The sequence below is a fragment of the Pseudozobellia thermophila genome (assembly GCF_900141855.1).
GTDB lineage: Bacteria > Bacteroidota > Bacteroidia > Flavobacteriales > Flavobacteriaceae > Pseudozobellia > Pseudozobellia thermophila.
The window spans coordinates 78473-93675 of sequence record NZ_FQYU01000006.1; the positions used below are offsets into that span (position 1 = coordinate 78473).

Annotated in this window: 8 protein-coding genes and 1 tRNA gene; 6 read left to right on the top strand and 3 right to left on the bottom strand. The window is 49.9% G+C overall.

What is annotated here, in order from left to right; genetic code table 11:
• Window positions 1-125: 125 nt before the first annotated feature.
• Entirely contained in the window at window positions 126-3506 is a 3381-nt protein-coding gene (locus tag BUB37_RS14845) for a glycosyltransferase family 117 protein (protein ID WP_072994613.1), read from the bottom strand.
• 306 nt (window positions 3507-3812) lie between these two features.
• On the opposite strand from BUB37_RS14845, the gene BUB37_RS14850 reads away from it, so the two are divergent.
• Window positions 3813-3884: transfer RNA gene (locus tag BUB37_RS14850), tRNA-Gln, on the top strand.
• Between the two features lie 48 nt (window positions 3885-3932).
• Here the strand turns inward: BUB37_RS14850 and BUB37_RS14855 are convergent.
• Window positions 3933-5267, bottom strand: a complete 1335-nt coding sequence (locus BUB37_RS14855) for a cation:proton antiporter domain-containing protein (RefSeq protein ID WP_072994614.1) — start codon at window positions 5265-5267, stop codon at window positions 3933-3935.
• A gap of 176 nt (window positions 5268-5443) precedes the next feature.
• On the opposite strand from BUB37_RS14855, the gene rimP reads away from it, so the two are divergent.
• Genes rimP through infB form a run of 3 tightly spaced genes read left to right on the top strand, consistent with a single transcriptional unit; the run spans window position 5444 to window position 9957 of the window.
• The gene (gene rimP, locus BUB37_RS14860; RefSeq protein WP_072994615.1) at window positions 5444-5905 is read left to right on the top strand and encodes a ribosome assembly cofactor RimP; all 462 of its coding nucleotides are present in this window, start codon (window positions 5444-5446) and stop codon (window positions 5903-5905) included.
• A 13-nt stretch (window positions 5906-5918) separates the two neighbouring features.
• On the top strand, window positions 5919-7151 hold the full coding sequence (nusA, locus tag BUB37_RS14865) for a transcription termination factor NusA (RefSeq protein ID WP_072994616.1): 1233 nt from the start codon (window positions 5919-5921) through the stop codon (window positions 7149-7151).
• Between the two features lie 43 nt (window positions 7152-7194).
• Complete coding sequence (gene infB, locus BUB37_RS14870) at window positions 7195-9957, top strand: translation initiation factor IF-2 (RefSeq protein WP_072994617.1); 2763 nt, start codon at window positions 7195-7197, stop codon at window positions 9955-9957.
• Window positions 9958-10003: 46 nt separating this feature from the next.
• On the opposite strand, the gene BUB37_RS14875 is transcribed toward infB, so the two are convergent.
• Window positions 10004-10375, bottom strand: coding sequence for an SPOR domain-containing protein (locus BUB37_RS14875; protein WP_072994618.1), 372 nt, complete (start codon window positions 10373-10375; stop codon window positions 10004-10006).
• Between the two features lie 234 nt (window positions 10376-10609).
• On the opposite strand from BUB37_RS14875, the gene BUB37_RS14880 reads away from it, so the two are divergent.
• Entirely contained in the window at window positions 10610-11980 is a 1371-nt protein-coding gene (locus BUB37_RS14880) for a c-type cytochrome (protein ID WP_072994619.1), read from the top strand.
• A gap of 36 nt (window positions 11981-12016) precedes the next feature.
• Window positions 12017-15172 carry a TAT-variant-translocated molybdopterin oxidoreductase gene (locus tag BUB37_RS14885; RefSeq protein ID WP_072994620.1) on the top strand — a complete coding sequence of 1052 codons (3156 nt, stop codon included), beginning with the start codon at window positions 12017-12019 and terminating at the stop codon, window positions 15170-15172.
• Window positions 15173-15203: the final 31 nt, after the last annotated feature.

Consider the following 15203-nt stretch of genomic DNA (forward strand, 5'->3'; position numbering starts at 1 on the left):
TCCAACAAAACACAACGGTATTGGGTACATCCACTGCGGCGTGTACGCTTTGCATTTTGATGGTTGCCATATGGCCTGCCCGAGGGTTCTGACTTGGGCAGGCCGATTATTTTTAAATGTGTGTTTTATTCCCCTTGCTCGGTGTCCGCTACCGGCTTGGCGGTAGTGGTCCCATCCTTGGCGCTCGTGTCCGAAATGGGCGTGCTGTCCGAAAGGTCGGGGTCGCTTTCGGGGCTGGGGATGTCCTCTTCCTCTAGGAGGTTGTCCCTGTAGAAATGTTCGAATTTTTCGATGTATTCATTGAAGATCAAGGTTTCTTTTTCGGCTTTTTCGCGGTCGTTGTTGCCGATAAGGATATCGATGTTCCTTCGGTAGCCTTCCATGTCGGCAATGATCTCGTCTATGTTCTCGTATTGTTCGGCCAGGGGTATGCCGGCGTAGTACTCCAATCGATCTTGGTAGATGTATTTCAACTTTTCGAACAGTTCCCTGGCCTTGGTGGTTTCGCCCACCTTGTAGTAGCCGTCGACGAAGGGCTCGACAAAGGTGTAGTATTTAAAGTATTCGACCGGTAGGTTTTCCATGGCCAGGTCGATGATGTCCTTGGCCTTTTCGATTTTTCCTTCCGACAGCAGGGCCTCCACCAATCGGGCCAAATTGCTTCGGTACGACAGGCCTTGGATCCTGGTTTGGGGGTCGTGGTAGATATCGGGGCTTCCCGAGTTGCCCCAATACCAATTGGTGACGATGTCGTACATCAGGTCGCTGTCGATGCGGCCCATCTCGTAGGCGCTTTTGCGTTCGGTCCTTATCGGTACCAGCTTATAGGCCATACCGTCGAGCTGCAGGTATTCCTTCATCCAAATAAACTCGGCATCGTCAAAACTTCCTCCTGAGAAATAGATGGGGCGCTTCCAGTCGTTGTTGGCAATGATGTCGAGCATCATCATGCTCTTTTTGGTGATGGCGCTTTTGGGGAGGTCGATGTCGATGTAGTCGACGATCAAGGCAGAGTCTTTTGGCTTCACCAGGCCTGTCTCCAGAACATTTTTCTTGTTGACCGGTATCCGGATTTTGTTGGTGGGGTAGTAGACGATGTTTTGGCTGCTTTCCGAATAGGCGTCCATATCGATGTTTTCCTGTCTTTCAAGAATAAACTTCAGCTTGGTCTTCGGTTCGTCGCTATCTACCCATTTGATAAAGTCTTGAATCGTCCATCGGCTTTCGGATATCTTTTTGTTGAACAGGGCATCGACCGTTTGGTAGTACAGTACGTCGCGCGAGCCCCAACGGTATTTGTCGTGTTCTATCTGCGAGGGTATGGCCTCCGATTCATAGGCCTTGCGCTTCATCTGGTCGATGTACCAATCCGTTTCGAAAAGGCTGGTACAGATGATGCGTACGTCGGTCCTGTAGCCCTCGATTTCTTGGGCATACCAAAGCGGGAAGGTGTCGTTGTCGCCAATGGTAAACAGAATGGCCCCCGCATCCTTTTGGCACGAATCGAGATAGGCCTTTGCCGAGGCATTGGCCGTATAGCGGTTGGAGCGATCGTGGTCGTCCCAGTTTTGAACGGCCATGACCGTAGGTACCGCCAATAGGCAGACCACCGTAATGACCGGGGCCAATATTTTCGGGGCCAGAAACTTTTTGAACTCCTCGAAAAGCCCGTAAACGCCCAGGCCGATCCATATGGCGAAAATATAGAACGAACCTACCAGCGAATAGTCCCTTTCCCTAGGTTGAAAGATGTAGGGGTTGGTATAGAACTGAATGGCCAGGCCGGTAAACAGGAAGAATACCAAAAGCACCCAGAACTGTTTCGGGTTCTTCGATATTTGAAAGAGTATACCGATGATGCCGAGTATGAGCGGTAAAAAGAAATAGGTGTTTCGGGCCTTGTCGTTCTTTACCTCGTCGGGCAGGTTGTCTTGGCTGCCCAGGCGCAAACTGTCGATAAAGCCGATACCGCTCAACCATTCGCCGTTGCCGTTGTACCGCCCTTGTACGTCGTTGTTCTTTCCGGTAAAGTTCCACATAAAATAACGCCAGTACATATAACCGAACTGAAACTGCACCATGTATTTGATGTTTTGCCAGACCGAGGGGGGCTCGACCTCGATATAGTCGCTGAACCTTCGAAGGAAGCTTATGTACTGCTCCGCATCGATATCGCCGTTGGCATAGCCTTCCTTGACTTGGTTGGCGGCCCTGCGGAGTTCTTGGTTCGATTGCTTCAACCTAAAGTCCAACGGCCCGAAATAGCGCATATAGTTTTCGGCGTGCTGTCCGCTCCACATTCGGGGCAAAAAACCTCTGTGCTTGGGGTCGTCGCCGGGTACGGCGCCCTTGTAGTGGTTTACGATGACGTACTTGCCCAGTTCCTCGTCCTTTTCGTATTTAGGGGCCTCGTCCTTGTCCTCTCCCTGTTCGCCGAAAATACTCGAATAGTAGGTGCCGTATATGGGGCTGTCGACACCGGGGTACTGTTCGCGGTTGTAATAGGCCAATAGGGCGCGGGCGTCCTCGGGGTTGTTTTCATTGATGACCACCCGGGCATTGGCCCGTATGGGCAGCATGAGCCAGGTGGAAAAGCCCAAAAACAGGAACATAAGGCATAGTACGACGGTGTTTGCCGTTTTAAAGTTGTTCTTTCGCGTGTAGCTCAGGCCGAAATAGAAGGCCGCTATAAACAGGAGGCCCATGATAATGGATCCCGAATTGAAGGGCAGGCCGATGCTGTTGATGAAGAAAATCTCGCTCCATCCGAAAAGTTTGAGCACATAGGTCAGCGAAAATTTATAGACCAGCATGAGGATGGCGATTACCGCGATGTTGGCGATCAAGAAGTTTTTTACCGTAGTGGTCTTGTAGGTCTTGAAATAATAGAGCAGTCCGATGGAAGGGATGGCCAGGAAGCCCATGAACTGCACCCCGAACGTTAGTCCGATTACGAAAAATATAAGTACAAGCCAACGATTGCCGCGGGGTTCGTGAAGGTGGTCCGTCCATTTGAGGCCGAGCCATAGTTGTAGGGCCATGATCAAACTGGCCGTGGCGTATACTTCCGTTTCAACGGCATTGAACCAAAAACTGTCGGAGTAGGTAAAGGCCAATGATCCAACAAGGGCGCTTCCGAATATGGCAATGGCCTTGCTGTTCGAAATGGCCTCGTCTTTCTTGTTGACCAATTTCCGCACAAGGTTGGTGATCGTCCAGAACATGAACAGAATGGTAAAGGCGCTGGAAACACCGGATACGTAGTTGACCATACGGGCCACTTGTTCGGGTTCGAGGGCGAACATGGCAAAAAAAGCGCCGATCATTTGCAAGAGGGGTGCCCCGGGAGGGTGGCCGACCTGAAGCTTCGCCGAGGTGGCAATGTACTCGCCGGCATCCCAAAAACTATTGGTGGGCTCTACGGTAATGGCATAGGTGATAAGGGCTATTGAAAATACGGTCCACCCCAGTAGGGTGTCCCATTTTTGGAAATTCTTTGCGAACATTTACTTAAGGGTTTAACCAACTGCGGCGAATTTACTAATTTAAATAGATATCTGGCTTCCTTTTTCATAAACGTTTAACAGGGCTCCGGCGTATTGGCCGACGCGTTTTGGTTCGCTTAAAGTGCTTGGCAATGTTGGCTTTAGGTCTCTTTTTGGGGGCAAGGGGCCAAGGGGGCGGCGTCGCGACGCAGCAAGGCGGAATTTTATTTTTTGTGATTATTGAGGTGTAAAATATTTGTGCAAACCAAACTTTGTTTTAAATTTGCACGCTCTAATACGAAACTGGTTTCTTTTAGAGAACGGTATTGGCCTATGGTGTAATTGGCAACACAGCTGGTTTTGGTCCAGTCGTTCTAGGTTCGAGTCCTAGTAGGCCAACAGGAAGTAAGGATCCCGATATGATAAGTATCGGGATTTTTTTTGTGCCTATGCCTGGGGGGCTTGTTTGTCGCTTTCTTCAACCGGCCCTTTCCTTAGAACGGCCATGCGGGGCTCCAGGGGGTGTGCGTCTTCGGTCCCGTGGCAGGCCGCCGGCCCTTCGTCGGCTTCATCGGGTAGGGTTTCCGTTTGCTTCTTGTCCTTGATCATGGCCCAGGTCATCACCAAGCTGGTGGCGATGATGACGAACAAAAGAATGCCCGATTCGAAATGACGGACCTGGGCTTCGGCGGGGATCGCGTAAAAAAGGAGGATGGTGATCAAGCCCCTGGGTGCGATAAAGACCTGGGGCAGGATGTCCTTTCCGATAAAAATTCTCAGTATAAGATAACGGATGCCGTAAATCGACCCTATGATAAGCAGGCTCACCAAGGCCACGTTAAGGCTTAAAAGGGAGGATAGGACTATGGTGATCCCGAAGATCACAAAGAAAAAAGTGCGTACCACAAAAGCGGTCTCCAGGGTTATGATGTGTAGTTCGTGGTAGATCTGTTGTATTTTTTCCTCTTGGAGGAAAACGGATGTCTTTCCCCGAAAGAACAGCTTTACGTTGGCGATGACGAGGCCGAAGACCAATATTATGATAAGCGATGAAAGGTGCATTTTTTTGCCGATGGCGTAAAGCAGCAAGAGTACGGCGATTAACAAAAATTGCTTCGCTTGGCTCTTGATCTTTTGAAAAATGAGCACGAGGGTATAACTGGCAACAATCGCGATGGCAATGGTCAAGACCAGGTTGCCGGCAAAGCCTATCGCCCCGGAATCGGTTTTGGGGTCTAGGCTTCCGGTCAAAAAATAGAACATCATGATGCCCATGATGTCGGAAAAGGTGCTTTCGTAAATATGGAATTCTTTCTTGTCGTCCCTTAGGCCGCTAACGCTGGGTATGATGATCGCACTCGACAGGATGGATAAGGGGGTGGCGTAGAGCCAGGCGCTTTGCATGTCCATGCCCTCAATGAATTGGTGCAAGATCAGGGCGGCGACCCAGGCCGATCCCACAAGGCCGATAAGGGCTATGGCCATCGATTTAAGGATGGGGATCAGTTTTTCGCGCTTCAGTTCAAGCTCCAAGGCCGCCTCGAGCACGATCATGATCAAACCGACCGTACCGATGATCTCCAAGGTGCCCCTAAGTTTTTTTTCGAAATCCATTCCGTCCCCTAGCACAAACTTAAGGCCGAACTGTAAGGCAAGGCCCAAAACGATAAGCATGAGCACCGAGGGAATGTTGGTTTTTTTTGAAATGCCGTTGAACCAAAAGGAGATGATTACGATGGAGGCGGCACCGATTATTAGGTTGTAAGACGAGATGTTTTCCATGGCGGTCTTAAAAAATTGAGGCTTTGTTCGTGCGATTCGGCTAAGGCCGTCATTTAAAACGGGATAAGCCCAATACCTATTGTGGGAACCAAAAAAAATGTATATTTGCAGTACTGAAAGGATATAAAAGTATTCATGAGGGGACAATATAGTCCTCTTTTTTATTTCTAAAGGGTATGTTTAAGGAGAAGGTAGCGACACTTTTGGAAGATGTGCTGGAAGAAAATAAATCATTATTTTTAATTGATTTTTCCGTTGCTTCCGACAACTCCATCAAGGTGGTGTTGGACGGGGATCACGGGGTTACTTTGCAGGATTGCATGAAGGTCAGTAGGGCAATTGAGCACAACTTGGACCGTGAGGAGCAGGATTTTTCGCTGGAAGTTACCTCTGCGGGGGCCACTTCGCCGATAGTATTGCCGAGGCAATACGCCAAGAACATCGGGAGAAAACTAAAAGTGCGTACGGAAACCGGCACTTTTGAGGGAAATTTGACGGCTACCACCGATAAGGGCATAGTTTTGGAGTGGAAAGCACGGGAGCCCAAACCCGTAGGAAAAGGGAAAGTAACGGTTCAAAAAAAAGAAGAAATCGATTTTTCCGATATAAAAGAAGCAAAGGTCATAATAACATTTTAACGGTAAGAGAGTAATGGAAAATATTGCGTTAATTGAGTCTTTTTCAGAATTCAAAGACGATAAGTTCATAGACAGGGTAACGCTTATGGCTATTTTGGAGGACGTTTTTAGAAATGCCCTCAAAAAGAAATTTGGATCCGACGACAATTTTGATATCATCATCAACCCCGACAAGGGGGATTTGGAGATATGGAGAAACCGGGTAGTGGTCGAAGATGGGCAGGTAGTAGAGCCCAACGAGGAGATTTCCTTGTCCGACGCCCGTAAGATCGAGCCCGATTTTGAGGTAGGCGAGGATGTGTCGGAAGAGGTGAAGTTGATCGATTTGGGCCGCAGGGCCATATTGGCTTTGAGGCAGAACCTTATATCGAAGATCCACGAGCACGACAATACGACCATCTACAAGCAGTTTAAAGACCTCGAGGGGGAAATTTATACCGCAGAGGTGCACCATATTCGTCATAAGGCCATAATTTTGTTGGATGACGAAGGCAATGAGATCATTCTGCCGAAAGATCGTCAGATTCCGTCCGATTTCTTTCGTAAGGGAGATAATGTGCGGGGTATCATCGAAAGTGTGGAACTTAAGGGGAGCAAGCCGACCATAATCATGTCGCGAAGCTCGCCCAAGTTTTTGGAACAGTTGTTCTTTCAAGAGATCCCCGAGGTGTACGACGGTTTGATCACCATTAAGAAGGCGGTCCGTATACCTGGCGAAAAGGCCAAGGTGGCCGTTGATTCCTACGACGATCGTATTGATCCCGTAGGGGCCTGTGTGGGCATGAAGGGTTCGCGTATCCACGGCATTGTCCGTGAGTTGGGCAACGAGAACATCGATGTGATCAACTGGACGGCCAATCCACAGTTGATGGTGACCCGGGCCTTGAGTCCGGCAAGGGTGTCGTCGGTAAAACTGAACGACGAGAAGATGACGGCACAGGTTTACCTGAGGCCCGAGGAGGTGTCAAAGGCGATCGGCCGTGGCGGGCATAACATTCGTTTGGCGGGGCAGTTGACCGGCTACGAGATAGACGTGTTCCGCGAAGGGGTCGAAGAAGATGTGGAGTTGACCGAGTTTGTCGATGAGATCGATGCTTGGATCATTGAGGAATTTAAGAAAATAGGTCTCGATACGGCTCGAAGTATACTTGAGCAAGATGTCGACGATCTTGTAAAACGTACCGATTTGGAAGAGGAAACAATTTTGGAAGTTGTGCGTATACTCAAAGAAGAATTGGAAGATTAGCTATATATTAGCAGCGATTAAATAGAATTAGCAGAAGATATTTATGGCAGACATTGCAAAAATAAGACTCAATAAGGTCCTCAAGGAGTTTAATATTTCTTTGGATAGGGCGGTGGATTTCTTGGCCTCAAAGGGACATGAGATCGAGGCGCGCCCTACTACCAAGATTTCCGATGAGGTCTATGAGGTGCTTCAGGAGGAGTTCCAAACCGATAAAAGCAAGAAGGTTGCTTCGAAAAAGGTCGGTGAGGAAAAGCGTGAGGAAAAAGAAGCTTTGCGTCTGCAATTGGAGCAAGAACAAGAAGAAAGGCGCTTGGCCCGCGAAAAACGGGCCGCTGCCGCCGAAAGGGAAAAGCCCCTGCTCGGCAAGGTGGAGCTTACCGGGCCCAAAACGGTCGGTAAAATTGACCTGGAGCCCAAGAAAAAGCCCAAAGTAGAGGAAAAACCCCCCAAGCCGGAAACTCCGGCCGAAAAAGCGCCCGAGCCCGTCAAGGAGCCGGTTCCCGAAGAAAAGGCGCCCGAACCTGCCAAGCAGGCGGAGCCCGTAAAGGAGGAACCCAAGGTCGAGGCCGGGGCCAAAAAGGAGGAAGGAAAGAAACCCGAGGAAGAGAAAAAGCCGGAGGCCCAGGAAGGCGGCGACGTTTTGGCTACCCAGTACAAGAAGCTTACAGGGCCCAAGATCACGGCCAAAATCGACCTTTCACAGTTCAATAAGCCCAAGAAGAAGAAAGAAGAATCAAAATCGGCTTCCGATAGTTCGGGCGATCGCAAAAAACGCAGAAAGCGTATTGTATCTAAGCCCGGAGGCAATACCGGCGGGGCGGCACGTGGCCGAGGACCCGGTGGTGGAACGCGAAAAGGAGGAAATCGCTTCGGTGCACCTAAGGTGGAGCCGAGTGAGGAAGATGTACAAAAGCAGATTCGGGAGACCCTTGAAAAACTTCAGGGGAAATCGAAAAAAGGCAAGGGGGCCAAGTACAGAAGGGATAAAAGGGATCAGCACCGCCAACAGACGGAAAAAGATCTCGAGCAGCAAGAACTGGAAAGCAAGGTGCTCAAGGTGACCGAGTTTGTGACCGTCGGGGAGGTGGCCACTATGATGGACGTCTCGACAACGGAGATTATCTCGGCCTGTATGTCCCTCGGTATCATGGTTACCATGAACCAGCGCCTCGATGCCGAAACCCTGTCCATAGTTGCCGACGAATTCGGCTATGAGGTGGAGTTTGTTACGGCCGAGCTCGAAGAGGCGATAGAGATCGAGGAGGATGCGCCCGAAGACTTGAAGCCCAGGGCCCCGATTGTGACGGTCATGGGACATGTCGATCACGGTAAGACCTCATTGCTCGATTACATCCGCGAAGCGAACGTAATAGCCGGTGAAAGTGGGGGTATAACCCAGCACATCGGTGCTTATGGGGTAACCTTGGAAGATGGGCAGAAGATTACCTTTTTGGATACGCCCGGTCACGAGGCCTTTACCGCCATGCGTGCCAGGGGTGCCCAGGTTACCGATATAGCGGTCATTGTAATAGCGGCCGATGATGATATCATGCCCCAGACGAAGGAGGCCATCAGCCATGCGCAGGCCGCAGGGGTGCCCATAGTCTTTGCCATCAACAAAATAGACAGGCCTACCGCCAATCCGGATAAGATCAAGGAGGGCTTGGCCCAGATGAACCTGTTGGTCGAAGACTGGGGAGGTAAGATCCAGTCGCACGACATTTCCGCGAAGACCGGGGAAGGGGTTAAGGAATTATTGGAAAAAGTATTGCTGGAGGCCGAGTTGTTGGAGCTTAAGGCCAATCCCGATAAAATGGCCAACGGTACGGTGGTCGAAGCCTTCCTGGACAAGGGCCGTGGCTATGTCTCCACCATATTGGTGCAGGGCGGAACCTTGAAGATCGGCGACTACGTATTGGCCGGAACCCATAGTGGCAAGGTCAAGGCCATGCACGACGAACGGGGAAAAATAGTCAAGACCGCAGGTCCCGCCACCCCGGTTTCCATTTTGGGACTCGACGGCGCGCCACAGGCCGGCGATAAATTCCACGTGCTCGAAGATGAGCGCGAGGCCAAGCAGATCGCAACCAAGCGTTCGCAACTCCAACGCGAACAGTCGGTGCGTACACAGCGCCATATAACACTGGACGAAATCGGAAGAAGGATCGCACTGGGCGACTTCAAGGAATTGAACATTATTCTCAAGGGTGATGTTGACGGTTCCGTAGAGGCCTTGACCGACTCCTTCCAGAAATTGTCCACCGAAGAAATACAGGTCAATATCATCCATAAGGGGGTAGGGGCCATTACCGAATCCGACGTCCTGTTGGCCTCGGCATCGGACGCAATTATTATCGGCTTTAACGTTAGGCCGATGGGCAACGCAAGGGATGTGGCCGATAAGGAGGAGATCGATATCAGAATGTACTCCATCATCTACGATGCCATCAACGACCTGAAGGATGCGATGGAAGGAATGCTCTCTCCGGAAATCAAGGAAGAGATCACCGGTACGGCCGAGATCAGGGAGACCTTTAAGATTTCGAAAGTGGGTACCATTGCCGGATGTATGGTGACCAACGGAAAAATCATGAGAAACAGCGGCATACGCCTAATTCGCGACGGCGTTGTGGTCTATACGGGCGAATTGGCCTCCTTAAAGCGATTTAAGGATGATGTGAAGGAAGTTTCCAAAGGGTACGACTGCGGTCTTCAGGTGAAAAATTACAACGATATCAAGGAAGGGGATATCATTGAGGCCTTCCAAGAGGTAGCCGTTAAGAAGAAGCTAAAGACCAAGTAGGGAGAACATACGGAAGCTTAAATAGCTATAGCAAAAAAAAATCGACCTATCGGGTCGATTTTTTTGGTTGTAGCAACATCGCATCGGGATATTTTTTCCGCACTTCGGCAAATTTTCGCTCCGCTGTCAATTTGTCCTTAAAGCGCCCGACCCTGACCCGGTAGGTGGGTGAGTCGAAATCTATTTTTGAAAACAGTTCGGGAAAATCTTCCTGAACCTTGGCCTGGATGTTCTGCGCCGTCGCATAGGAACCGAATCCTACTTGAATGCGATAGTAGTCGGAACTTTCGTTCGCCGTCTTGTAAATTTTCAACAATTCCGTAATTTTTTGGTCCTGCACAATATTGACATTGCCTTGTTGTGCAGAAATTGCCGCAACCGAAAAAAAGCTGATTATGGAAATAAAAGTCGTTTTCATTTGAGGGAAATTATTGGGTCTTACCGTTTTATGCAAAAGTAGATTTTTATCGAACAAACAATGGTGTTCGCAAGTTATTTAGAATAATTATAAATTATCAATTATCAATCCTTTAACATTTTCAAAATAAAGTCAATGTCGTATTTTTGCCATCAATTTTAGCACCGATAAAATAAAGGATATTCAGATGTACCTGAAATTATCGTGCCAAAATGTGATAGAAATAAAATCCATATGAAAAAGGTTCCGTACCGCCATCCAATTTCTAAGATTCTAGGTATAACTGTATTATTTTTCCTACTGCTTTCCACTTCTATCTTTGCTCAGGAAGAGGCTTCGTCAGAAGGAGGCTCTGAACAAACCGAGGCAGCTGCCGCGACTGGTGGCGATCCGGCTGCCGGAAAGGCGCTTTTTAATCAAAACTGCGCCGCTTGTCACTCCTTGACCCGTAAGATGACCGGTCCCGCCTTGGCCAATGTCGAATCGCGGCTGGCGGAAGACGAAGGTTTGGACCGTGAGTGGTTGTACAGCTGGATAAAGAACAGTCCGGGTCTGATCGCTTCCGGTGACGCATATGCCAATAAGATCTATAATGAATACAACCAGGCGGCCATGACGCCGTTCCCGACTTTGTCGAATGAGGATATAGATAATATTTTGGCCTATACCGCAGCTCCGCCACCGGCTCCGGCCGCTACTGCGACGGCGACCGATGCTGCAGCAGGTGGTCAAGGTTCCGGCGATGGTTCCGGAATATCCAATGAGCTTGTCCTAGGGGCCTTGGTCCTGGTCTTCGGTCTGTTGGTGGTGATGTTGCTTTTGGTGAACAGGACACTGCGCCGTATTGCCGAGGCGAACGGGGTGGTTCTCGAAAAGGAATTGTCCGAAAAGCGCAAGCCCTTGTGGAAGGCGTTTGCCGATAACCAGTTTTTGGTATTGGTCACGGTGGTCATATTGCTTTTGGGCAGTGCTTACTTCGTGTACGGTTGGATGATGCAGGTGGGTGTGGATCAAGGTTATCAGCCTGTTCAGCCCATACATTATTCGCATAGGATCCATGCTGGGGACAATAAGATAGAGTGTAAGTATTGCCACTCTTCCGCACGGGTTTCCAAGACTTCCGGAATTCCTTCCCTTAACGTTTGTATGAACTGTCATAAGTCGATCTATCAGGTTTCCGACGAGACCTTGGCCGAAGGAAAGGCCGAGTACGGGGTCGATTACAATAAGGAAATCCAAAAACTATACGCCGCAGTGGGTTGGGACGAAGAGAACCAAAGGTATACGGGGGAGACCCAGCCGGTCGAGTGGGTGCGGATCCACAACCTTCCCGATTTTGCATACTTTAACCATTCGCAGCACGTGAGTGTGGCCGGAATCGAGTGTCAGCAATGTCATGGGCCTGTCGAGGAAATGGAGGTCATGTACCAGTACGCTCCTTTGACCATGGGATGGTGTGTCAATTGTCACAGGGAAACCAATGTGAAGATCGAAGGTAACGAGTACTATGAGAAAATCCATGCCGAGCTTTCCAAAAAGTACGGTGTAGAGCAGTTGACCGCTGCGCAAATGGGTGGACTTGAATGTGGAAAATGCCACTATTAATCGAATAAGAAAGAGTAGCTAATTACATAGAGACGTATGGCATCAAACAAAAGATATTGGAAAAGCGAGGCGGAGTTAAATCCCGACGATTCCATTGTTGAGGCGCTAAGGCAAGACGAGTTCGTGGAAGAGATTCCGGTCGATGACTTCTTGGGTGATAAGGAGAACTTGTCGGAAACCACTACCAATAGGAGGGATTTTCTCAAGTATGTTGGTTTCAGTACCGCAGCGGCTTCCTTGGCGGCTTGCCAAGGACCGGTGAACAAGTCTATTCCTTACGTAGTGCAACCGGAAAACATTGTGCCGGGGGTGGCAAATTATTATGCTACTTCCATTGCCGATGGATTTGACTTTGCGAGTATTTTGATAAAAACCCGTGAGGGTAGGCCTATCAAGGTCGAGAACAATAAGGATGCCGTAGTCGGCGCCGCCGCCAATGCGCGCGTGCAGGCTTCCGTACTTTCTTTGTACGATAGCACCCGACTGCAGGGTCCCCTGGCCAATGGGGAGCCCGTCGAGTGGAGTGCCATCGATGCGGCCGTCAAGGCCAAACTGGGAAGTTTGAGGGACTCGGGTCAGCAGATCGCTTTGTTGACGCAGACCTATGCAAGTCCGTCAACGGCCCGTCTAATCGCCGAGTTCAAGGCGGCCTACGGTAACGTAAACCATGTGGTTTACGATGCTATCTCCGAGAGTTCTGCATTGGATGCCTTTGAGGCGAAGTATGGTGAACGTGCCTTGGCCGATTACGATTTTGGGAAGGCAGGATTGATTGTTTCCTTCGGGGCCGATTTCCTTGGGGATTGGCAAGGAGGGGGCTATGATGCCGGTTATGCCAAGGGCCGGGTGCCCAAAAACGGAAAGATGTCCCGACATGTTCAGTTCGAGGCCAATATGACGCTTTCCGGGGCAAATGCCGACAAGCGTATTCGCCTGACCCCGATGCAGCAAAAGATTGCCTTGGCCCAATTGTATGCCAAGCTGAACAATACAAGCGTCGGCGGAGAGCTTCCTAATGAAGTGCAGGCCGCAATAGATGCTGTTGTCAAGCAGATAAAAAGTAATGAAAGCAATGCGGTGGTGGTAACGGGTCTTGACGACGTCGATGCCCAAACCGTGGTCTTGGCCATTAACGAGATGTTGGGTAGTAAGGCTTTCGATCCCGCTTCGCCCCGTTACGTTAGACAGGGCAAGGCCGAGGCTGTAAAAACCCTTATTGCCGATATGAATGCCGGTAAGGTAGGTGCCTTGATCATGGATGGTGTTAATCCGATGTATACCCTGCCCAATGCCGCCGAGTTTAAGGCCGGAATCGAAAAGGTCGGTCTTTCGCTTGCCTTTTCTACAAACTGGAACGAAACGACGGAGGTCGTACAATATACCGCCGCGGCCAACCACTATTTGGAGTCTTGGGGCGACCTGCAGATCAAAAAGGGACAATTTAGTTTGATGCAGCCAACCATTAGGGAGCTGTTCGATACACGACAGTTTCAAGCTTCCTTGTTGAAATGGTTGGGCTCCGACAAAACGTACTACGAGTATATAAAGGACACTTGGAATACCGATGTCTTGAACGGAGGTGACTGGAACAAGGCCCTTCATGACGGGGTGTTTGTCGCAGGTTCGGGCGCCGTGGCCCCTGAGACCGATGCCGATCCGCAAGATGCCAGCCCCGAGGCAGGGGACAAGGAAGGACAGGAGTCGGCCGGGGAAAGCGCCGTAGGTGTGGTTTCTATTGCAAGTGCGATTAAAAACCTGACCAATGCCACCAGTGGGGGCGGTATGGAACTGACCTTGTACCCTAAGACGGGTATGGGCGATGGTCGTCAGGCCAGCAACCCTTGGTTGCAAGAGTTTCCCGATCCGATTACCAGGGTTTCATGGGATAACTATGTGACCGTTTCCAAGGCCGATGCCGAACGTATCGGTTTGGAGAACTACCACGTGGCCAACGGTGGCCTGAACGGTAGTTATGCGAATATTACCGTGAACGGGGTTACGTTGAGCAATGTGCCCGTGATTATACAGCCGGGTCAAGCGGTGGGTTCTATCGGACTTTCATTTGGCTATGGCAAGAAAGTGGGCATGAAACCCGAGATGCAGACCGGTGTAAATGCCTATCAGCTGTATCAGGATTTTAAAAGTGTCCAGGCGGCCACAATAGAGAAGGCGTCCGGTACCCACGAATTTGCTTGTCTGCAGCTTCACAAGACATTGATGGGTAGGGGTGACATCATTAAGGAAACTACCCTTGAAATATTCAACACCAAAGACCATGCGGAATGGAACCCCGTTCCACAGGTTTCTTTGGACCACCAGGAAGTGCCGGCCACCTCGGTCGACCTATGGGATAGTTTCGACCGCTCCATAGGGCATCACTTCAACCTGTCAATAGACCTTAATGCCTGTACCGGTTGTGGTGCATGTGTTATTGCCTGTCATGCCGAGAACAACGTTCCCGTTGTAGGAAAGCAGGAAGTGAGAAAGAGTAGGGATATGCACTGGTTGCGTATCGATAGGTACTATTCGTCCGAAGATACTTTCGAGGAAGACAATATCAAAAAGGACGGATTCGAAGGTCTTAGTGGCGATAATGGTTCCTTGGGCGGATTTGGCCAATTGGAAGATCCCGCCGATAATCCCCAAGTGGCTTTTCAGCCGGTAATGTGCCAGCACTGTAACCACGCTCCGTGTGAGACGGTTTGTCCTGTTGCCGCAACCTCACATAGCCGTCAGGGGCAGAACCATATGGCGTACAACAGGTGTGTGGGTACAAGGTATTGTGCCAACAACTGCCCGTACAAAGTTCGTCGCTTCAACTGGTTCTTGTACAACAATAACGATGAGTTCGATTTTCATATGAACAACGACCTGGGTAAAATGGTATTGAACCCCGACGTCAATGTTCGGTCGCGCGGTGTTATCGAGAAATGTTCGATGTGTATCCAGAAAACACAGAAGACCATACTCGACGCCAAGCGGGATGGTAGGACGGTCAAGGATGGCGAATTCCAAACCGCATGTTCCGCGGCCTGTAGCACTGGGGCAATGGTTTTCGGAGACGTTAACGACAAGGAAAGCAAGGTTGCCGAATTGGCAGGGAGCGATCGCATGTACCATTTGTTGGAGCATGTGGGTACTCAACCAAATGTGTTCTATCACGTAAAAGTGAGAAATACGAACGAAGCATAACAACCCGTATTTAAGTAAACAACTATAACAG